Origin of the sequence: Streptomyces sp. NPDC020917 (assembly GCF_044333795.1) — a bacterium.
Lineage (GTDB): Bacteria > Actinomycetota > Actinomycetes > Streptomycetales > Streptomycetaceae > Actinacidiphila.
Genome location: NZ_JBIRRR010000005.1, coordinates 314,663 through 333,125 on the forward strand (window position 1 = coordinate 314,663; position 18,463 = coordinate 333,125).

An 18,463-nucleotide genomic window follows, 5' to 3' on the forward strand; every position below is an offset into this window, starting at 1 on the left:
CATGCCGTCCCTGCACCAGCCGCTGACGCCCGCCGTCCTCGCCGACCTGCGGCGTCCGCGGAAATACCCCGCGGTGTCGGTCCTGCTGCCCACCCACCGGCGCGAGCCCGACAACGCCCAGGACGCGGTGCGGCTCCGGAACCTCCTGGAGGAGGCGAAGGAGGCCGTGCACAACGACCCCGAGGTCTCCAGGGCCGACCGCATCGACGTCATCGGCCAGCTGGACCAGGCGCTGGGCGAGGTCGACCTGGTGCACGCCGAGGACGGCCTGGCGATCTTCGCCGCGCCCGGTGAGCACCAGGTGTGGTCCCTCGGACGGTCGGTGCCGGCCCGGGTGCTGCTCGCGCAGACGTTCCTGACCCGCAACCTGGTCGCCGCCCACGCCGCGAACCAGCCCTACTGGGTGCTGGCGCTGGACTCGGAGGTCGCCACCTTGTGGAGCGGCGGCCGGCAGCACGTGCCCGAGGCGGCGGACGACGGGCCGTTCCCGGTGCGCCGCCCGGAGGTCGACTTCGACCCGGAGCGGCAGGAGCAGATCGGCGACACGCCGAGCACCTTCCGCGACGAGGAGACCCGCAGGTTCCTGCGGGAGGTGACGGAGGCAGCCGGCACGGTGCTGGCCGCGGACCCGCGGCCGCTGTACGTCGTCGGCGAGACCGAGGCGCTCACCGCCCTGGACGACGCGGGGCCGGTGGCCCGCGAGGCCGTCGCCAGGATCCCCCAGGGCGGCCTGGCCACCGGCCCGGGCACCGCGCTGGGCGAGGCGGTCAGGGCCGCCGACCGCGAGCGCGACGAGCAGCAGCTGGCCGACGTGCTCACCGACCTGGACCGGGCGCGCAGCCGCAAGGCGTTCGCCGGCGGCGTCGACGAGGTGTGGTCGTCCGTCACCGAGGGCCGGGCCTCGCTGGTGGCCATCGAGGACGGCTACCGCACGACGGTCCGCGAGGACGGCGAGCATCTGATCCCCTCGACCTCGGGCGAGCGCGGCTCGCGCGACGACATCGTCGACGAGATCGCCGAGCAGGGCCTGGACTCGGGTGCGCGGGTGCACTTCGTGCCCGACGGCGCCCTCGCCGGCTCCGGCCGGATCGCCGCGGTGCTCCGCTACTGACCGCGACATTGATGTGACGTACGTCACATTCATGCGGTGTGCTGTCACACCCGGGCCCCCGCCTTCCCTCCTAGGGGGAAACGCATCACGGGAGGCTCATCGTGTCCGAGGCACTCGCCCAGCGGCCCACACCCGCGGACGACCATGCGACCGAGGTGTTCCTGGGCCACCGCGAGCTGCTCTTCTCGGTGGTCTACAACATGCTCGGCAGCGTCTCGGACACCGAGGACGTCCTCCAGGAGACCTGGCTCGCCTGGGCCCGGCACAGCAGCAAGCCGGTCCGGGACGAGATCGACAACCCCCGCGCGTACCTGGTGCGGATCGCGGTCAACCAGGCGCTGACCCGGCAGGCCACCATCAGCCGCCGCCGGGAGACCTACGTCGGCCCCTGGCTGCCCGAGCCGCTGATGACGCAGACGCCCGACGCGCACGACCACGCGCAGGCCGCAGGGGCGGCCGACGCGGCCGAGTCCGCCGAGCGCAACGAGTCGGTGTCCATGGCGCTGCTCGTGGTGCTGGAGACGCTGACGCCGCTGGAGCGCGCAGTGTTCGTGCTGCGCGAGGTGTTCGGCTACTCGCACGCCGAGATCGCGGAGATCCTCGGGCGCAGCACGTCCGCGATCCGCCAGCTGGCGCACCGGGCCCGGGAGCACGTCCAGGCCCGCCGCCCGCGCTACCAGGCCGACCCGGAGGTGCGGCAGCAGGTCACCGAGCGGTTCCTGGCCGCCGCGCTCGGCGGCGACCTGGCGGGCCTGATGAGCCTGCTGGCGCCGGACGTCACGCTGTGGACGGACGGCGGCGGCAAAGCCCCCTCGGCGATGCGCCCGGTGCTGGGCCGCGACAAGGTCGCCCGCACGCTCCACGGCTACGCCGGCAACAGCCGCCAGCCGCAGCTGGACATCCACTACCGGCACGTCAACGGCGACCCGTCGGCCGTGGTCTTCTCCGGCCACTCGCCGTACGCGGTCATGATCGTGGACGTCAACCGCGACACCGGCCAGGTGACGGACGTGTACCTGGTCACCAACCCCGACAAGCTGCAGGGCGTACGGCTCGACAAGGGCGAGGCCGCCGACGGCGCGCCCGGCCGGACGCCCACCGCCCGCGGCGCGGGCCCCGCGCAGGGCCGACGCGCCACCGCGGACCCGGGGGCCGCCGGGTGAACCCCCGTACCGGCGCGCGGCCACCCGCATCCCGCGGGGCGCGCACCGGTCACCCGGCGGCTCCCGCCCTCTTCCCCCGGCCTTCCTGGGCCGGCTGACACCTGCGAGCGCCCCGCCGAACTCCCGGCGGGGCGCCGGTTGCCGTGGCTTCGGTCAGGTGCGGCGAGGGTCCGGCGCCCGGCATTCCGCTGCCCGGTGGCGGGACGTACCCGCCAGTGACCGCCGGCGGCCCGCACCACGGTGGGTACGGGCCGCCGCTTCGAGAGCGCGCCGGCGGACGCACGCTGTGGGATGCGCGCCGTCAGATGCGCGCCGCGACCCTGGCCGCGGGGAGCGCCTGCGGCGCGTCCTGCTTCGTGCGGCGGACGAACGTCCGGACGTGGCGCAGCATGCGGTACTCGTAGCGCGGTCCCCTGCGCACCTGCAGCAGCGAGGCGTCGGCCAGCTCGGCGAGCAGGCACATGGCTTCGGTGCGGCTGAACTCCGGCTCCAGGCACTCCAGTTCGGGTCCGTCACTGGACACAGGGCCGGGTTCCGCGGCCAGCCGGGCCAGCAGCGCCTGCTGGCGGCCGGTCAGCAGGTCCCAGCTCCAGCGCAGGCTCCCCGCCAGGGAGCGCTGGTGCGGCAGCAGGGAGAGGTCGGGGAACCCCAGGAGTTCCAGGACGTGTTCGGGCACCAGCAGCGCCGAGACGGGCACCGACCGCAGCCGGTACGCGGCGAACTCGACGAGCCGCGGCACGCCGTCCAGTTCGCGGCACAGCGCCCGGACCGGCTCGCCGCCCGCGGCGAGTTCCTGCTCGACGCAGCCGCTGGCGATCCGCTGCTGCAGCAGCCGCAGGGCGCTGTCGGCACCCAGCGGCGCCGTCTCCCACAGGCACGCCTCGGGGAGCGCGGGCGGCCGGCGGCTGGTCAGCACCAGCCGCAACTCCGGCCAGCTGCCGCGCAGTTCCTCCACGAGCAGCGAGGTGACCTGCGGCAGGTGCTCGGTGGTGTCCAGGACCAGCAGCGCGGGACCGCCGGCCGCTTGCGCCGCGACCCCGGCACCCGCACCCGCACCCGCTCCCGCTCCCGCTCCCGCTCCCGCTCCGCCGAGCATGGCCTCGACGGCCTGCCGGACAGCCGCCAGCCGCACCTGGACGTCCCCCGCCGGAGAGGCCGTGGGGGCCGGGATGCGGCCGAGCTGCACCACCGCGACGCCGCCGGGGTAGCGGCGGGCCGAGCGTTCCGCGGCGGCCAGCGCGAGCCGGGTCTTGCCGACGCCACCCGGTCCGGTGACCACGGTCACCGGATGGGTGTCGATCAGGCCGCACAGCCGGTCGAGTTCGGCCTCCCGGCCGATCAGGGAGGTCCTGGGCGGTCGCGGCCCCCGCCAGTGGCCCTGCGCGGCGGACCCGGCGGGGCGCACCGCACCGCCCGGGACGCGGCCGCCGCGGGCGCGCGGCTCCGGGTCGAGGACGGAGAAGAGCAGGTCGAGCGAGCTGCGCCGGGGGCTCTGGATCCGGCCGCGCTCCAGGTTGCGTATGGTCCGTACGCTGATCCCGGAGCGTTCCGAGAGCTCCTCCTGCGTCCACCCGCGCTGCGTCCGTAACGCCAGCAGTAAGTCGTGCCTCATGCCCGCACCTCGGCGGGCAGCCGCAGCCCTGAGGCCGCCCTGGTCGCCGGTGCGTGCCCGTGCTGCCGGCCCTGGCAGCACGACCCGAGTTGATGTGACACGTGGTCACGCCCCCCTTGCAGTCGCTCGCATGTCGGTCGGTACGTTCCGTTCTCTCCGGGGCAGCGACGTGGCGCGGCGGCAGGTCCCCGTCCTGCACGTCGCCGCTGGTCGGCGCGGCCGCAGCCCGCCGGACGAGCGAGGTGGCCGGGCCGCATCATGGCACGGCGGATCAAGCAAGGACGAGTGGGACCCGGCCCCCCTTCCCCCACCTCGCCCGACGCCGGGCACGCCGCCGACCGTTCGTCTGACCTGTGGGGACCGGCCGCCCCGGGACGACACCCAACAGCACCCCGCACACTATCCCTTGGCGAAGTTTTTACCTACCTGCAGGTGGTGACCACCTGTCAGTACCGGGTGACGGCGGTGGCGCCGCCCGTCGTGCCGATCGCGATGTGCGGCTTGGCCGCGGGCTTCAGCCACGCCGTGACGGCGGTCATCGCCGCGGCCGGTACGGACACGCAACCGGCCGTGGACCCGCTGCCGTTGACGTGCAGGAAGATCCCGGCGCCACGCCCCTTGACCGGGGCGGCGTAGTTGAAGTCGATGACGACGGCGTGGGCGTACTGCACCGGATACTGGTTCAGGTGCTCCGACTCGGTGGCCCGGCAGTCGGCGGGCAGCGGGCTGACCCAGCGGTTGTACGAGGTCGACTGCACGTCCTCGCACCACCACGACGACGGCGTCACCGCGCGGTAGGGCAGCGTGGTGCCCGCGGGCGCGGCGGAGTTGCCGAACGCGAAGGGCAGCCCGTAGAGGCCGGTCGGGGTGGTGTTCGTGTCCTGGCGGCGGGTGGCGCCGTCAGCCAGGCCGCTCGCGCCGAAGCGGGCCGGCGCGGAGCCCACGAGCCGCCAGGCGCTGCCGGACCTCTCCCACCAGCTCAGCGTCCCGGTGGTGGCGGCCAGGCTGCTCGCGGTGGCGGTGATCAGCTGGGTGCCTCCGCCGGTGTCGGCCATCGTGACCGGCAGGGTCACGGGACGGTACCCGGTGGGCGTCCGGTGGACGGGGCCCGGCCCCGGGGCCAGCGCCAGGGTCATGGCGGCGGCGGAGGCGAGGGCGAGCGGGGCGGCGGCGAGCACGAGGGCCTCCTGCGGTTCCGGGTGGGCAGGGGGACGCCGGCACCACCGGTGCCGCTCCCCGTTGTCGCCGACATCTATCACGCGCCCGGCCCGCCGAAGCGCAGAACCGCCCTCAGCCGGCCGCGGGCGCCAGGTCGGTCCGCCAGTCGTTGCACGTGATCGGGTTGCCCTTGGGGTACTCGAAGGCGCACTCCCCCACCAGCGCGAAGCCGGCCTTGCGGCAGACCGCGTTCGACGCGGTGTGCACGACCTTGGGGAAGGCGTGCAGCGTGGGGCGGTTGCCCAGCTCCCGGGCCTGCTCGACGACCGCCCGTGCGGCCGCGGCGGCGATGCCCCGGCCCTGGAACTCGGGCAGCACGCCCCAACCCGTCTCGTACACCGGCTCGCCCTGCCAGGTCTGGGCCCAGAAGCCGATGGACCCGGCCACCTCTTCCGTCTCCGCCAGGACGACGGTGAACATCCGACCCTGGTCGCCACCGAGGCGCTGGTAGCGCTCGTGGCGGGCGAGCAGCTCCTGCTCGCCCTCCGGCCCGCCGAGGTGCTCGGTCATCTCCGGGGCGTTGGTGCGGCGCAGGAGCCACAGGTCGTCGTCCGACCAGGGGCGCAGCCGCAGGGCGGGCGTCGGGGGGCGGGTGCTGCGAGGTGCGGTGTCCATGCTGGGGACGCTACCCCGAGGGTCTGACAACGCGGGCGGGACGGCGGCACCGGGCGGGGCGGAGTCGTACGGCCGCCGGCCCGCGGGCAGAGAAGAGCCCCGGCCGGGACGGGGGGACCAGGCCGGGGCAGTCATCGGGAGAGGGAGCACTGTTGGCGCCTCTCATTGTTAGTTTAACACTCAATGAGCGTAGTCGAAGCCGTGCGGCGCGGGCGCGGTCCGCATCGCGGTGCCGGCGGGCACGGCGGGCTCCCCCTGGGCTTCGCCGGCGTCCCCCGTCGCCCCCTGGGGGGCAGCGGCGGGCGGGGCGCCCAGCGGGCCGTGCAGGGCCCCTGTGGGGGCCAGGGCGGCCCCGACCAGCACGTCGCAGAACTTCCTGCCGTCGGTCGGCAGGTCCCGGCGCCAGGCCATGGCGACCAGCGGGGCCAGCAGCGTCAGGGCCGCGGTGAGGGAGCTGGTGACCGACAGCCGCACGAGGGTGCCGTCGGCGTGCGGCAGCAGGTCGAAGGAGTACAGGGGCACCTGGGTGCCCAGCGGGCTCCACATGCGCTGGCCGCGGAACGCTATGCGCCGGCACGGCTCGTAGTCCGCGCACACCAGGTGGTGCGGCCGGCGCCTGCCGGGGTAGCGGTAGCGGTACACCGCGTGTGCGCCGGGGGTGACGTAGGCCGCGTCGACCGAGGCGACGCCGGAGCTCCAGAGGGCGAGATTGCGGGCATCGGCGAGAAAGTCGAAGACCTCGGTGGCCGGCCTTGACACGAACACGTTCGTGGACACGCTCGGCATCACAAACCTCCCCGGTAGCGGCGTGGACGGCGTGCCGCACACGGCGCAGACCGGGTCGGGCAGTGCGTGCGCCGGGTGGGCGGCGAGCCGCCTGTTTCACTCCTCTCGGAAAGCGTGCCCCGCAAAAGGTCACATGTCGTGGCAATGAGCCCATTCGGGTGAGAACGGCCCGTGTTCGGGGAGGGGTGGGCCCGGCCCGGGGCCGATAGCCTGGCGCCGTGGAAGAACAGCAGGTACCGGCACGCTTCGAGCGCGGCACGGACGGCCCGAAGATGATCCTCGCCGGCCTCGACGGCTCCGATTCGTCATGGCGCGCCGCCGCATATGCCGCCGGGCTCGCCCGCCGCCAGAACGCGACCCTCGCACTGGTGTACGTGCAGCCCTACCTGCCCGGGGGCGCGGCCCTCGGCGTGCCGGTGTCGGAGGCGGAGACCGGGGTCGCCGAGCAGCTGCTCGCGCAGATAAGGGAGTCCGTCGAGCGGGTCCGGGACACCTTCCACGTGCGCTGGGAGTTCCACACCTTCCGCGGCGACCCGTACAACGGCCTGGCGATGGCCGCCGACCAGCTCACCGCGGACGCCGTGGTGGTGGGCGCCTCGGAGCGCGCCGGGCACCGGTTCGTCGGTTCGGTCGCCGTCCGCCTGGTGAAGACCGGACGGTGGCCGGTCACCGTCGTGCCGTGACCCGGCGCGCTCCGCCGGCCGCCTAGCGCGGCGCCGGGGCGTACTTGTAGCCGACGCGGCGCACGGTGACGATGCTCGACCGGTGCTCGGCGCCGAGCTTGCGGCGCAACCGGGCGATGTGCACGTCCACCGTCCGGCCGTCGCCGATGTGGCCGTAGCCCCACACGGTGGTGACCAGTTGGTCGCGGGAGTGCACGCGGTGCGGGTGGGCCACCAGATGGGCGAGCAACTCGAACTCCAGATAGGTGAGTTCGAGGGGCCTGCCGTCGACCTCCGCGGTGCGGCGCTCGGCGTCGATGCGCACCGGCGGCGCGGCGTCGGCAGGCCCGGACGGCGCGGCGGGCCCGGTGCCACCGGGCTCGGCCGGCACCAGCACCAGGTAGCCGACCATGGGGGCTCCGCCGGAGACCGCGGACAGCACGTGGCCCGGGGCGGGCATCCAGGTGGCGCCGGGCGGCAGGAAGTCCGGCGCCGGCGGGGCCTCGTCGGGGCGCACCGCCCTCAGGTGCTGCCGGGCGGCGGTCTGCCCCGGGGCGGCCTGCGCCGCGGGCGCGGGGCCGGTCTGGGCGGGCAGGGGAGGGAAGGAGGACACGTTCGACATGGGTTCGGCTCTTTCGCGCGAAGGGTCGTGGGACTCCGTGTGCGCGGGACCGGGGATGCTGACGGCGGGCTGCGGCAGCCGTACGGCTGCGGGCGGGTCAGCGGGCGGGGCGGGTCCGCGCGGGGATCGCGCGGCAACACCAGCGGTCGAAGTGGTGCTCCTGCCGGGACGGCCAGAAGGGCTCGAGGTCGAGGCGACCTGTCCCGGTGTCAGTAGTGCTGGCCATGCCCCCCATTGAACCAGACGGGGCGTGCGGGATGTGAGGGGTCGGGGACGGTCCGCGACGTGGCCGCGGTCACGTCGCCCCGGCCCGGCCGCCGGAAGGGGCGCTGCGGCGCGCGGGCCACCCGGAGCGCGGGGGCCGGGGGACGCGGGTTTAGGCTGGATCGCCCTATGAAGGAGACCCCCATGCAGATCCACCACCTGATGAGTCTCGCGATCGACAACTCGGCCGGCCCCGGGCCGGTGATGCGCACGGTCCTGATCGGCTCGGTGGTCGGCGTCGTCCTGCTCGCGTGGTTCGTGCTGCGCGGCTACAGCAAGAAGGACTGAGAGGGCGGCGCGGACGCGCCGCCCCCCCGCCCCGTACCCGATCGGGTCACCGGATCGGCAGACCCGAGAGGGTGCGGGCGATGACCAGGCGCTGGATCTCGCTGGTGCCCTCGAAGATCGTGTAGATCGCGCTGTCGCGGTGCATCCGCTCCACCGGGTACTCGCGGGTGTATCCGTTGCCGCCGAGGATCTGTATGGCCTGGGCGGTGACCTTCTTGGCGGTCTCGCTGGCGAACAGCTTGGACATCGACCCCTCGGCCGAGGTGAACGGCCGGCCGGCCGTCGCCATCCAGGAGGCGCGCCACACCAGCAGCCGGGCGGCGTCGATCTGGGTGCGCATGTCGGCCAGCTGGAAGGCGACGCCCTGGTTGTCGATGATCGGGCGGCCGAACTGCTCGCGCCCTGTGGCGTACTCGAGGGCGTACTCGTAGGCGGCGCGGGCGGTGCCGACCGCCATCGCGCCCACCGCGGGCCGGGACGCCTCGAAGGTGGCCATGGCCGCGTTCTTGACCCGCTCCCCCTTGCCGGCGCGCTCGCGGGCCCGGGCGAGCCGCTCGTCGAGCTTCTCCTTGCCGCCGAGCAGGCAGTCGCCGGGGACCCGCACGCCGTCCAGCACGACCTCGGCGGTGTGCGAGGCGCGGATGCCGTGCTTCTTGAACTTCTGACCCTGGGACAGGCCGGGCGTGCCCGCCGGGACGATGAACGAGGCGTGGCCCTTGGTGCCCAGCTCCGGGTCGACGACCGCGACGACGACGTGGACGTTGGCGATGCCGCCGTTGGTGGCCCAGGTCTTCGTGCCGTTGATCACCCACTCGTCCGTGGCCTCGTCGTAGACGGCCCGGGTGCGCATGGCGCCGACGTCGGAGCCCGCGTCCGGCTCGGAGGAGCAGAAGGCGGCCACCTTGACGTCGTCGGCGTCGCCGTACATCTGCGGCACCCAGGTGCCGATCTGCTCCTCGGTGCCGTTGGCCAGCACGCCGACGGCGGCCAGGCCGGTGCCCACGATGGACAGGGCGATCCCCGCGTCGCCCCAGAACAGCTCCTCCATGGTCATCGGGATGCCGAGGCCGGTGGGGTCGAAGAACTGCTGGGCGTAGAAGTCCAGGGAGTAGAGTCCGATCTTGGCCGCCTCCTGGATGATCGGCCAGGGCGTCTCCTCGCGCTCGTCCCACTCGGCCGCGGCCGGGCGCATCACATCGGCGGCGAAGCCGTGGATCCAGTCGCGCACGGACTTCTGGTCGTCGTTGAGTTCGAGCGTGAAGTCGCCCATCTCGTCCCCTCCACGTGCTGGTTACTAGCGGTAACAGCAGTCTGTTACCGGCGGGTAAGGAATGTCAACTCCCCCCTTCCCGGACGAAGGGGACCCGGCGGGGTGTTACGTTGCGCAGACCAGCGGCAATCGAACAACCCGGGGAGGCGTCGGTGGACACCGGCCAGCGCGAGGACCAGCGGACGGCCAGCGAGCGGCGGCGCCACGAGCTGCTCGAGGCGGCCGAGCGCGTGGTACTGCGGGACGGCCCAGAGGCGTCCATGAACGCGATCGCCGCCGAGGCGGGCATCACCAAGCCGATCCTCTACCGCCACTTCGGCGACAAGAGCGGCCTGTACCGGGCCCTGGCCCGCCGCCACACCGACGCCCTGCTGGCCACCCTGCGCGCGGCCCTGGACTCCCCGGGCGACCGCAGGGACCGGGTGGAGGCCACGCTGCACGCCTACCTGTCGGCGATCGAGGCGCGGCCGCAGGTGTACCGGTTTCTGATGCACCCGGCGGAGACGCCCGCCGCCGACGGCGAGAAGGGCTTCGACGTCGGCCGGCAGTCGATCCCGGTGCTGCGGCGGATGGGCGAGGACCTCGGCGACGTGATCGCCGAGCGCCTGGACCTCGGCCCCGACGGCCCGCTCGTCGCCCGCGTGTGGGGCCACGGCATCGTCGGCATGATGTACGCGGCCGGCGACTGGTGGCTCGGGGAACGCCCCTGCTCGCGCGACGAGTTGGTGCGCATCCTGGCCGACCTGCTGTGGGGCAGGCTCGCCGCCGTCGAGGATCGCGCCGGCAGCCAGGGCTTCTAGCCGACGTCCTGCGCACGGCGCCGGGCCGGGCTCTCGCCCGCGCCGTCGCCGTCGCCGTTGCCGGCGGCCTTCCGGGCCCCGCGCAGGGCGCGGTAGCGCCGCAGGCCGCGCAGCCGGTCGGTGTACACGGTGCCCTGGAGATGGTCGAACTCGTGCTGGAGGCAGCGGGCGAAGAACCCGCTGCCGGCGACCGAGGACTCGTTGCCCATCGCGTCGACGCCCTCCAGGACCGTCTCGTCGTACCGCAGGGTGCCCGCCTCGACCCCGGGCACCGACAGGCACCCCTCCGGGCCGGTGACCTCGACCCCGCCGAGGTGCACCAGCCGCGGGTTCACCAGGTGGCCGAGGTGGCGGACGTCCTCGTCGTCCGGGCAGTCGTAGACGAACACCCGCAAGGGCACGCCGATCTGGTTGGCGGCGAGGCCCACTCCCCCGGCCGCGTACATCGAGGCGAACATGTCCTCCACCAGCCGCAGCAGCGGGGCGCCGAACTCGGTGGCCTCGCCGCACGGGGCGTGCAGGACGGGGTCGCCGAGCCGCCGTACAGGGTGGACGGTGCCGGTGCTGCCGGGGATGCTGCCGCGTCGCATGCGGCTCAGCGTAGGCGCCGGCCGGTGCGGTGCGGTGCGGGGAGGGGGCCGGGAGTCGATAGGCTGAGCGCGACCGGAACCCGCAGGCCGCGCAGGCGGTCCAGGGAGCGGAGGTCCGGCCCCGCCAGGGCAGTGGCGCGGCCGGGAGTCGAGGAGGAAGTAGGACGATGGCAGGCAACTCTGAGCCGCTGTCGCCGCGGGCCAAGCTGGCCGTGACGGCGGGCAAGGCCGTGGCGGCGGTGTCGCGCGCGGCGGGCCGCGGCAGCGGATCGGTGATCGGCGGCCGGGTCGCGCTCAGGTTCGACCCGGACCTGCTCGCCAGGCTCGCCCGGCACCTCGACGTCGTGCTGGTGTCGGCGACCAACGGCAAGACCACCACCACCCGGCTGCTCGCGGAGGCGCTGCGCGCCAACGGCCAGGTCGTCTCCAACGCGCTGGGCGCCAACATGCCCGCGGGCATCACCTCCGCGCTGGCCGGCGGCTCCGAGGCCCGCTACGGCGTGATCGAGGTCGACGAGAAGTACCTCGCCGGCGTCGCCCGCGACGTCGCGCCCAAGGCGATCGCACTGCTCAACCTCTCCCGCGACCAGCTGGACCGCGCGGCCGAGACCCGGATGCTGGCCGAGAAGTGGCGCGAGGGCCTGGCCGGCGTCGAGGCGATCATCATCGCCAACGCCGACGACCCGCTGATCGTCTGGGCCGCGTCCTCCAGCCCGACCGTGGTGTGGGTGGCGGCCGGCCAGGAGTGGAAGGACGACGCCTGGTCCTGCCCGTCCTGCGGCGGCGTCCTGCAGCGCCCGTCCGACGACTGGTACTGCGCCGAGTGCGGCTTCCGCCGCCCCACGCCCACCTGGGCGCTGTCCGGCGACCACGTCGTCGACCCGTACGGCGTCGCGTGGCCGATCCACCTGCAGCTGCCGGGCCGGGCGAACAAGTCCAACGCGGCCGTCTCCGCCGCGGCCGCCGCGGCCTTCGGTGTCGACCCCAAGATCGCCCTGGAGCGCATGTACAAGGTGCAGGCGGTCGCCGGGCGCTACGACGTGGTCAGCTACCAGGGGCGCGAACTGCGGCTGCTGCTGGCGAAGAACCCGGCCGGCTGGCTGGAGACCTTCTCCCTGATCGACAAGCCGCCGACGCCGGTGATCCTGTCGGTCAACGCCCGCGGCGCGGACGGCACCGACACCTCCTGGCTGTGGGACGTGGACTACACCCGGCTGGCCGGGCACCCGATCCTGGTCATCGGCGACCGGAAGCTGGACCTCGCGGTGCGGCTGGAGGTCGCCGGCCTGCAGTTCCTGGTCTGCGCCGACCTGGACGAGGCGGTGCGCTCCGCGCCGCCCGGCCGGATCGAGTCGATCGCCAACTACACGGCCTTCCAGGACCTGCGCCGCAAGGTCGGCAACTGACCCGTGCCCGACCCGTCGCCGGCACCCGACAAGGAGAAGCACGCATGAACGAGTCCAGCCTCCGCCTGGTGTGGGTCTACCCGGACCTGTTGAGCACCTACGGCGACCAGGGCAACGCGCTGGTGGTGGAGCGCCGCGCGCTGCAGCGCCGGGTGCCGGTCTCCCGGGTGGACGTCCGCTCCGACCAGCAGATCCCGACCTCGGGCGACATCTACCTGATCGGCGGCGGCGAGGACCGGCCGCAGCGGCTGGCCGCGGAGCGGCTGCGCAGGGACGGCGGGCTGAACCGCGCGGTCGCCAACGGCGCGATCGTCTTCTCGGTGTGCGCCGGGTACCAGATCCTGGGCCACGAGTTCGTCAACGACCTCGGCCACCCCGAGCCGGGCCTCGGCCTGCTCGACGTGGTGAGCGTGCGCGGCGAGGGCGAGCGCTGCGTGGGCGACGTGCTGGCCGACATCGACCCGCAGCTGGGGCTGCCGCAGCTGACCGGGTTCGAGAACCACCAGGGCGTCACCCATCTCGGCCCGACCGCCCGCCCGTTCGCACGGCTGCGGATCGGCCGGGGGAACGGCACCGGGGACGGCACCGAGGGCGCGTTCAACGACACGGTGTTCGGCACCTACATGCACGGCCCGGTGATGGCCCGCAACCCGCACATCGCGGACATGCTGATCAAACTGGCCCTGGACGTCAACGCGCTGCCGCCGGTGGACGACCAGTGGTACGACGCGCTGCGCGCCGAGCGGATCGCCGCGGCGGTGCAGCCGGCCTGACCTGCGGCAAAGGCCCCGGCCGGGGAGTTCACCTGGCGGTCCCGATCATGCCGGCTGCTGGTCGACCCGAGTTCGAGCAATCGTCAGGCGTCCGTACTGCGGTCGCCGTGGAGACTGTGCCGGTGGGCTCGGTAAACTTGCCGCGATCCATCCGGACGACGGGGTCCGGCCGTCCGGTTGAGGTGCAGGAGTAGCGAGAGCAATGCGTATTGGTGTGCTGACCAGCGGCGGAGACTGCCCCGGGCTCAACGCCGTCATCCGGTCCGTCGTGCACCGCGCCGTGGTGGACCACGGCGACGAGGTGATCGGCTTCCACGACGGCTGGAAGGGGCTCCTCGAGTGCGACTACCGCAAGCTCGATCTGGACGCCGTGAGCGGCATCCTCGCCCGCGGTGGCACCATCCTCGGCTCGTCCCGGGTCCAGCCGGCCCATCTGCGGGGCGGAGTGGAGCGGGCCAAGGGCCACGTCCAGGACCTGGGTCTCGACGCGATCATCCCGATCGGCGGCGAGGGCACCCTGAAGGCCGCGCGGCTGCTGTCGGACGCGGGCCTGCCGATCGTGGGCGTGCCCAAGACCATCGACAACGACATCGCGTCCACTGACGTCACCTTCGGGTTCGACACCGCGGTGATGGTCGCCACCGAGGCCCTTGACCGGCTGAAGACCACCGCCGAGTCGCACCAGCGGGTGCTGATCGTCGAGGTCATGGGCCGGCACACCGGCTGGATCGCCCTGCACTCGGGCATGGCCGCCGGTGCGCACGCGATCCTGGTGCCGGAGCGCCCGTTCGACGTGACGGAGCTGGCGCAGGTGGTCGGGGAGCGCTTCGAGGCGGGCAAGAAGTTCGCCATCGTGGTGGTCTCCGAGGGCGCCAAGCCCCGCGAGGGCACGATGGACTTCACGTCCGGCGCGACGGACATCTACGGCCACGAGCGGTTCTCCGGCGTCGCCAACCAGCTGTCCGTGGAGCTCGAGGAGCGGCTGGGCAAGGAGGCCCGCCCGGTGATCCTCGGCCACGTGCAGCGCGGCGGCACCCCGACCGCGTACGACCGGGTGCTCGCCACCCGCTTCGGCTGGCACGCCGTCGAGGCGGTGCACAACGAGCGGTTCGGCATGATGACCGCGCTGCGCGGCACCGACATCACGCTCGTCCCGCTGGCCGAGGCCGTGGAGCACCTCAAGACCGTGCCGGCCGAGCGGTACATCGAGGCCGAGTGCGTGCTGTGACGCGCTGAACCACCGGGCCCGGAAACGCCGGCCCGCCGACCGCCCCCGCCCGCAACCGCGGCCGGGGGCGGTTCTACTCTGGTGCGGGCACAACGGTCGAAGGAGTGACAGATGGATCACGGCGGGCACGGCATGCACATGGACTTGCCGCCGTTCACCCTCGGCCGGGGGCTGTCGTTCAGCGGTGGCGACCCGTTCTTCCTGGTCGGCTGCGTGCTGCTGCTCGTGCTCTACGGCTGGGGGGTCGTCCGGCTGCACCGGCGCGGCGACCGGTGGCCGGTGGGGCGCACGGTGGCGTTCGTGCTCGGCGTGCTGACGGTCGGGGCCACGATGTGCACCCGCCTGAACGACTACGGCATGGTCATGTTCAGCGTGCACATGGTCCAGCACATGATCCTCAGCATGCTCTCCCCGATCCTGCTGCTGCTGGGCGCGCCGGTGACGCTGGCGCTGCGGGCGCTGCCCACCGCGGGCCGGGGCAGGACCGGGCCGCGCGAGCTGCTGGTGAAGCTGCTGCACAGCCGCTACATGCGGGTCATCACGCACGCGGCGTTCACCATTCCGCTGTTCATCGCGAGCCTGTACGCGCTGTACTTCACGTCGCTGTTCGACAGTCTGATGGGCAGCAGGGCCGGGCACATCGCGATGATGGTCCACTTCCTCGCGGTGGGCCTGGTGTTCTTCTGGCCGATCATGGGCGTCGACCCGGGCCCGCACCGGCCTGGTTACGTGATGCGGATGCTGGAGCTGTTCGCGGGCATGCCGTTCCACGCGTTCTTCGGCATCGCGCTGATGATGGCGAGCGAGCCGATGGTCTCGACGTTCAAGCACCCGGCGGCCTCGCTGGGGATCGACCCGCTCAACGACCAGACCGCGGCGGGCGGCATCGCCTGGGCGTTCAGCGAGATCCCCTCGGTCATCGTGCTGGTGGCGCTGCTCTTCCAGTGGTACACCTCCGAGCAGCGGCAGGCCCGCCGCAAGGACCGGGCGGCGGACCGCGACGGGGACGCGGAGCTGGTCGCCTACAACGCCTATCTGGCTTCGCTGCAGGGACGCGGCCGCGGCTGACGGGAAGGCGCGCGGCCGGGGCTGACGACGACAAGGGGGAACCGCATGGGCGGGCAGGTACGGGTCTCGGCGGCGGCACTGGAACTTCCGGGCGGCGCGACGGTCAGGTTCATGCGGACGCTGCGGCTGCCGGAGACGGGCACCCATCCGCTGCCGCCGGGCCTCGGGACGTTCCCGCTGCGCCGGGTCGCGGACTATCCGGACCGGGCGCCCGCCCGGTGGCTCGCCCGTGGCGGGGTGCTGCTGCCGGTGTACCAGCGCGAGGCGATGTGGCTCAGCTTCTCCGCTCCGGTGCCGGTGGCCCTCCAGGTCGGGGTCGGCAAGGTCTGTGCGGTGTCCGGGCGGCCGTGGAGCGACCGGCTGGCGCAGAGCCCGCAGAACTACGTGGTGCTGCCCCGCCAGCCGTGGCTGGACGGCATCAACTCGGGCTCCGGCACGATCCGCCAGTTCGTGGCGGTGCCGCTGGGGCTGGGCGCCACGGTGGAGGGCCAGGTCACCGGCGAGGAGGTGTGGGGCGGCGTCCAGTTGCAGGCGTTCGAGCTGCGGGACGAGGCCCTGGAGCGCTGGCGGGCCGCCCAGGCCGCGCGCGCGGAGCGCACCCGCGGCGGCTGGGGGCACCCGGCTCCGCCGCCCGCCCCGATGGCCGCGGCGGCGCCCGGCGGCGCCGCGTACGGCGCGCCCGCGGCCGCGCCGTCGATGGGGCTCGGCGCCGGCGGGCGGATGCGGCAGGAGGTGTACCGGGACGAGCGGCCGCTGTCCGACTGGCGCGAGGAGCCGTCCGGCCGGGTGTTCGTGCATCTCGCGACGGCTCCGCAGTGGCGGGCGGTCACCGGCGAGCCGGCACCGGCGTCCCCGGTGGACCGGGCGGCGTACAACGCGGCGGGGCTGCCGTGGTTCGACTACTACGACGCGGACGCCGAGGACCTGTCCCCCGCCGAGCCGCTGGCGAACGTCAAGCCGGTCGGCGACTGGCTGGGCGACGACCAGCAGCCGTGGCTGCCGGTGCAGCCGGGCCAGGTCAAGCCGCTGGGCGACGATCCGGGGGCGGTGGCCGACGGGGAGTGGTAGCGCGGCGGCGGCCCGTCGCGCGACCATGGCGTGACGGGCCGCCGCCCGGCCCCGGAAGGAGGTCGCGCGATGCCGGGAGCCACGAAGGCCATGGTCGTCGGCACGGCGACCACCCTGGTCATGGTCGTCGGCTACACCGTCGCGGTGCGCTCCGACCCCTGGCTCTGGTTCGCCTGGACCGTGCTGCTCCTGTGCACCGCCGGCCTCATCGCCCTCCGGTTCCCCCGCTGACCCCCGCCGCCGGCGGCAGTCGCCACTGACCGCCCTTCCGAGCGGATCCGGGGGGGATTACTCCTCCCAGGGCCACCGCGCGTCACGGCCCCGGCTCAGCAGCTCCACGAGCGTGAACAGCTTGTCGGAGAACCCGCCGATCTCGTAGCGGCACGGCTGCCCGCTGTCGATCGCCGCCGCCGCGTACCCCGCGGTGTTGACGCCGAACAGCGGCACGGACGGCGGCACGGCCTCGGACACCGACCGGCCGCGTGCCGCCGCGCCGGGGTGGGCGAAGGCCTGCATGTCCGAGAAGAGCACGACGCGGTCGTGCCCGCGGTACGCGGACTCCAGCGCGGCCACCGTCTGCGTGCCGTGCCCGACCTCGCCGATCCGCGCGGTGAACTCCTCGGTCTGCCGCAGCACGCTGCCGCCGGGTGCCAGCCGGTGCCGGAACGTCCCGTCGGCGAAGCCGAACAGGTCGACCGCGCAGCCGCGGGCGGCCAGCGCCACCGCGAACAGCGCGGCCACGTCGGCGTGCCGGACCGCGCTGCGCGCCGACACCGCCCGCTGCATGGACCCGGACGTGTCGGCCAGCACCAGGGTGCGGCCGGGCAGCGCCGGGATGTTCGCGGTGGACGCGCGCACCGCCTGCTCCAGGGCGTGGCCCCAGCGCAGCGAGCGCGTGGCGCGGTACGCGGACAGGAACCGGTACGGGAACTGCCGGGACTTCCGCACCTCGCCGGGGTCGGCGAGCCGTGCGGCCGCCGCGGCGGCGACGTCGTCGGGCACGCCCGCCTCGTCGAGGTTGCGCAGGTTGCGGGCCAGCGCCATCAGGCCGAGCCGCGGCAGGACCGCGGTCCACACCTGCGCGTCCATCGGGCCCAGCGAGGACAGCTGCTCCCAGGTCATGCCGGCCTCGGCCAGGCGCCGCGGGTCGGCGAGGAACCAGGCCCGCCGCTCCTCCTCGGGCATCGCCATGGCCGCGCGGTACGCGGTGAGCACCGGCAGCCGCCCGGTGACCCGCACGGTCTCGCGCCGCCAGCGGCGGTCGGCGAGGTAGTCGAACAGGTCCGCCTGCCACGGCCCCGCGGGGCGCGGCTTGGCGAGCGCGACGACGTCGGCCATCCGCCAGGCGGCGGCCACCCCGTCGTACTTCAGGGCGGCGCGCTCGGTGTAGAGGCGGGTGACGGCGTCGCCGACGCCGCGCTGGACGCCGCCGGGCAGCGTGACCTTGCCGGTGCGCGCCTTCCAGTACGCCAGGAACTCGGCGGGCTCGTCGGCCCGGAGCATCGCGTCGGCGACCATCTTCCGTACGGGGACGGCCGGTTGGCGGTCGGTGCCGGCCCTTCGGGTGAGCGCGGACTCGGCGGCGACGACGATCGCGGCCGACCGCATGTTCAGCTCGCCGCGCAGGAAGGCCACGAAGTGCGCGACCCAGTCCGGGTCTTCGCGGGTGACGGCGTGCACCAGGTCGCGGAACCGGCGGTCCCGCTCGCCCGCGCCCTCGTAGAAGGTGTCCTCGCCGACGAGGTTGGCCGCGGCGAGGACGAACAGGTCGCTCCGGGCGTCCCGGGCGTGGCCGGCGCCGCCCGCGGAGGTGGTGGCCGGACCGGTGGTGCCGACGGGCCCGGTGGGCGCGCGCCGGCGCATGGCGAACTTGCTCATGGCGTCCGTCTCCTGGTGCGTGGGAGTGAGCGGACCGGCGG

Annotated in this window: 19 protein-coding genes; 11 read left to right on the forward strand and 8 right to left on the reverse strand. The window is 74.1% G+C overall.

Features of this window, described 5'->3' with window-relative positions:
• Nucleotides 1–10: 10 nt before the first annotated feature.
• Nucleotides 11–1,111 carry a chemotaxis protein gene (locus ACH4TG_RS13645; protein WP_398242608.1) on the forward strand — a complete coding sequence of 367 codons (1,101 nt, stop codon included), beginning with the start codon at nt 11–13 and terminating at the stop codon, nt 1,109–1,111.
• A 101-nt stretch (nt 1,112–1,212) separates the two neighbouring features.
• A complete protein-coding gene (gene sigJ, locus ACH4TG_RS13650) occupies nt 1,213–2,274 on the forward strand; it encodes an RNA polymerase sigma factor SigJ (protein WP_398242399.1) in 1,062 nt (353 codons plus the stop codon).
• Between the two features lie 301 nt (nt 2,275–2,575).
• On the opposite strand, the gene ACH4TG_RS13655 is transcribed toward sigJ, so the two are convergent.
• The 4 genes from ACH4TG_RS13655 to ACH4TG_RS13670 all read right to left on the reverse strand — a co-directional run bounded on the left by ACH4TG_RS13655 (nt 2,576) and on the right by ACH4TG_RS13670 (nt 6,496).
• Nucleotides 2,576–3,886 carry a helix-turn-helix domain-containing protein gene (locus tag ACH4TG_RS13655; RefSeq protein ID WP_398242400.1) on the reverse strand — a complete coding sequence of 437 codons (1,311 nt, stop codon included), beginning with the start codon at nt 3,884–3,886 and terminating at the stop codon, nt 2,576–2,578.
• A 446-nt stretch (nt 3,887–4,332) separates the two neighbouring features.
• On the reverse strand, nt 4,333–5,022 hold the full coding sequence (locus tag ACH4TG_RS13660; protein WP_398242609.1) for a L,D-transpeptidase: 690 nt from the start codon (nt 5,020–5,022) through the stop codon (nt 4,333–4,335).
• Nucleotides 5,023–5,176: 154 nt separating this feature from the next.
• On the reverse strand, nt 5,177–5,719 hold the full coding sequence (locus tag ACH4TG_RS13665) for a GNAT family N-acetyltransferase (RefSeq protein WP_398242401.1): 543 nt from the start codon (nt 5,717–5,719) through the stop codon (nt 5,177–5,179).
• 180 nt (nt 5,720–5,899) lie between these two features.
• Entirely contained in the window at nt 5,900–6,496 is a 597-nt protein-coding gene (locus ACH4TG_RS13670) for an SRPBCC family protein (RefSeq protein ID WP_398242402.1), read from the reverse strand.
• Nucleotides 6,497–6,777: 281 nt separating this feature from the next.
• Here ACH4TG_RS13670 and ACH4TG_RS13675 point away from each other — a divergent pair, with 281 nt between their 5' ends.
• Complete coding sequence (locus tag ACH4TG_RS13675) at nt 6,778–7,188, forward strand: universal stress protein (RefSeq protein ID WP_398242610.1); 411 nt, start codon at nt 6,778–6,780, stop codon at nt 7,186–7,188.
• A 22-nt stretch (nt 7,189–7,210) separates the two neighbouring features.
• Here the strand turns inward: ACH4TG_RS13675 and ACH4TG_RS13680 are convergent, their stop codons facing one another.
• Nucleotides 7,211–7,789 carry a winged helix-turn-helix domain-containing protein gene (locus tag ACH4TG_RS13680; protein WP_398242403.1) on the reverse strand — a complete coding sequence of 193 codons (579 nt, stop codon included), beginning with the start codon at nt 7,787–7,789 and terminating at the stop codon, nt 7,211–7,213.
• Nucleotides 7,790–8,197: 408 nt separating this feature from the next.
• Between ACH4TG_RS13680 and ACH4TG_RS13685 the strand changes: the two genes are divergently transcribed.
• Nucleotides 8,198–8,341: a hypothetical protein gene (locus tag ACH4TG_RS13685; RefSeq protein ID WP_398242404.1), complete on the forward strand. Its 144-nt coding sequence runs from the start codon at nt 8,198–8,200 to the stop codon at nt 8,339–8,341.
• Nucleotides 8,342–8,387: 46 nt separating this feature from the next.
• Here ACH4TG_RS13685 and ACH4TG_RS13690 read toward each other — a convergent pair whose 3' ends face one another.
• Nucleotides 8,388–9,611 (reverse strand): acyl-CoA dehydrogenase family protein, encoded by a 1,224-nt coding sequence (locus tag ACH4TG_RS13690; protein WP_398242405.1) that lies wholly within the window; start codon nt 9,609–9,611, stop codon nt 8,388–8,390.
• Between the two features lie 152 nt (nt 9,612–9,763).
• On the opposite strand from ACH4TG_RS13690, the gene ACH4TG_RS13695 reads away from it, so the two are divergent.
• Nucleotides 9,764–10,411, forward strand: coding sequence for a TetR family transcriptional regulator (locus ACH4TG_RS13695; protein WP_398242406.1), 648 nt, complete (start codon nt 9,764–9,766; stop codon nt 10,409–10,411).
• Here the strand turns inward: ACH4TG_RS13695 and def are convergent.
• Nucleotides 10,408–11,001 (reverse strand): peptide deformylase, encoded by a 594-nt coding sequence (gene def, locus ACH4TG_RS13700; RefSeq protein ID WP_398242407.1) that lies wholly within the window; start codon nt 10,999–11,001, stop codon nt 10,408–10,410. The genes ACH4TG_RS13695 and def overlap by 4 nt on opposite strands.
• Nucleotides 11,002–11,168: 167 nt before the next feature.
• Here def and ACH4TG_RS13705 point away from each other — a divergent pair, with 167 nt between their 5' ends.
• The 6 genes from ACH4TG_RS13705 to ACH4TG_RS13730 all read left to right on the forward strand — a co-directional run bounded on the left by ACH4TG_RS13705 (nt 11,169) and on the right by ACH4TG_RS13730 (nt 16,775).
• Complete coding sequence (locus ACH4TG_RS13705) at nt 11,169–12,407, forward strand: MurT ligase domain-containing protein (protein WP_398242408.1); 1,239 nt, start codon at nt 11,169–11,171, stop codon at nt 12,405–12,407.
• A 44-nt stretch (nt 12,408–12,451) separates the two neighbouring features.
• Nucleotides 12,452–13,180, forward strand: a complete 729-nt coding sequence (locus ACH4TG_RS13710; protein ID WP_398242409.1) for a type 1 glutamine amidotransferase — start codon at nt 12,452–12,454, stop codon at nt 13,178–13,180.
• Nucleotides 13,181–13,382: 202 nt separating this feature from the next.
• Complete coding sequence (locus tag ACH4TG_RS13715) at nt 13,383–14,408, forward strand: 6-phosphofructokinase (protein WP_398242410.1); 1,026 nt, start codon at nt 13,383–13,385, stop codon at nt 14,406–14,408.
• A 111-nt stretch (nt 14,409–14,519) separates the two neighbouring features.
• Nucleotides 14,520–15,476 carry a cytochrome c oxidase assembly protein gene (locus ACH4TG_RS13720; protein ID WP_398242411.1) on the forward strand — a complete coding sequence of 319 codons (957 nt, stop codon included), beginning with the start codon at nt 14,520–14,522 and terminating at the stop codon, nt 15,474–15,476.
• A gap of 45 nt (nt 15,477–15,521) precedes the next feature.
• Nucleotides 15,522–16,544, forward strand: a complete 1,023-nt coding sequence (locus tag ACH4TG_RS13725; protein WP_398242412.1) for a hypothetical protein — start codon at nt 15,522–15,524, stop codon at nt 16,542–16,544.
• A 69-nt stretch (nt 16,545–16,613) separates the two neighbouring features.
• On the forward strand, nt 16,614–16,775 hold the full coding sequence (locus ACH4TG_RS13730; RefSeq protein ID WP_398242413.1) for a hypothetical protein: 162 nt from the start codon (nt 16,614–16,616) through the stop codon (nt 16,773–16,775).
• Nucleotides 16,776–16,832: 57 nt separating this feature from the next.
• Here ACH4TG_RS13730 and ACH4TG_RS13735 read toward each other — a convergent pair whose 3' ends face one another.
• On the reverse strand, nt 16,833–18,422 hold the full coding sequence (locus ACH4TG_RS13735; protein WP_398242414.1) for a TROVE domain-containing protein: 1,590 nt from the start codon (nt 18,420–18,422) through the stop codon (nt 16,833–16,835).
• Nucleotides 18,423–18,463 lie beyond the last annotated feature (41 nt).

Bases quoted from the DNA above. Each gene is read 5' to 3' on its own strand.
- ACH4TG_RS13720 (WP_398242411.1), top strand. From the start codon at position 14,520: ATGGATCACGGCGGGCACGGCATGCACATGGACTTGCCGCCGTTCACC.
- def (WP_398242407.1), bottom strand. From the start codon at position 11,001: ATGCGACGCGGCAGCATCCCCGGCAGCACCGGCACCGTCCACCCTGTA.
- ACH4TG_RS13705 (WP_398242408.1), top strand. From the start codon at position 11,169: ATGGCAGGCAACTCTGAGCCGCTGTCGCCGCGGGCCAAGCTGGCCGTG.
- ACH4TG_RS13725 (WP_398242412.1), top strand. From the start codon at position 15,522: ATGGGCGGGCAGGTACGGGTCTCGGCGGCGGCACTGGAACTTCCGGGC.
- ACH4TG_RS13715 (WP_398242410.1), top strand. From the start codon at position 13,383: ATGCGTATTGGTGTGCTGACCAGCGGCGGAGACTGCCCCGGGCTCAAC.
- ACH4TG_RS13685 (WP_398242404.1), top strand. From the start codon at position 8,198: ATGCAGATCCACCACCTGATGAGTCTCGCGATCGACAACTCGGCCGGC.
- ACH4TG_RS13690 (WP_398242405.1), bottom strand. From the start codon at position 9,611: ATGGGCGACTTCACGCTCGAACTCAACGACGACCAGAAGTCCGTGCGC.
- ACH4TG_RS13660 (WP_398242609.1), bottom strand. From the start codon at position 5,022: ATGACCCTGGCGCTGGCCCCGGGGCCGGGCCCCGTCCACCGGACGCCC.
- ACH4TG_RS13675 (WP_398242610.1), top strand. From the start codon at position 6,778: ATGATCCTCGCCGGCCTCGACGGCTCCGATTCGTCATGGCGCGCCGCC.
- ACH4TG_RS13655 (WP_398242400.1), bottom strand. From the start codon at position 3,886: ATGAGGCACGACTTACTGCTGGCGTTACGGACGCAGCGCGGGTGGACG.
- ACH4TG_RS13735 (WP_398242414.1), bottom strand. From the start codon at position 18,422: ATGAGCAAGTTCGCCATGCGCCGGCGCGCGCCCACCGGGCCCGTCGGC.
- ACH4TG_RS13680 (WP_398242403.1), bottom strand. From the start codon at position 7,789: ATGTCGAACGTGTCCTCCTTCCCTCCCCTGCCCGCCCAGACCGGCCCC.
- ACH4TG_RS13665 (WP_398242401.1), bottom strand. From the start codon at position 5,719: ATGGACACCGCACCTCGCAGCACCCGCCCCCCGACGCCCGCCCTGCGG.
- ACH4TG_RS13710 (WP_398242409.1), top strand. From the start codon at position 12,452: ATGAACGAGTCCAGCCTCCGCCTGGTGTGGGTCTACCCGGACCTGTTG.
- ACH4TG_RS13730 (WP_398242413.1), top strand. From the start codon at position 16,614: ATGCCGGGAGCCACGAAGGCCATGGTCGTCGGCACGGCGACCACCCTG.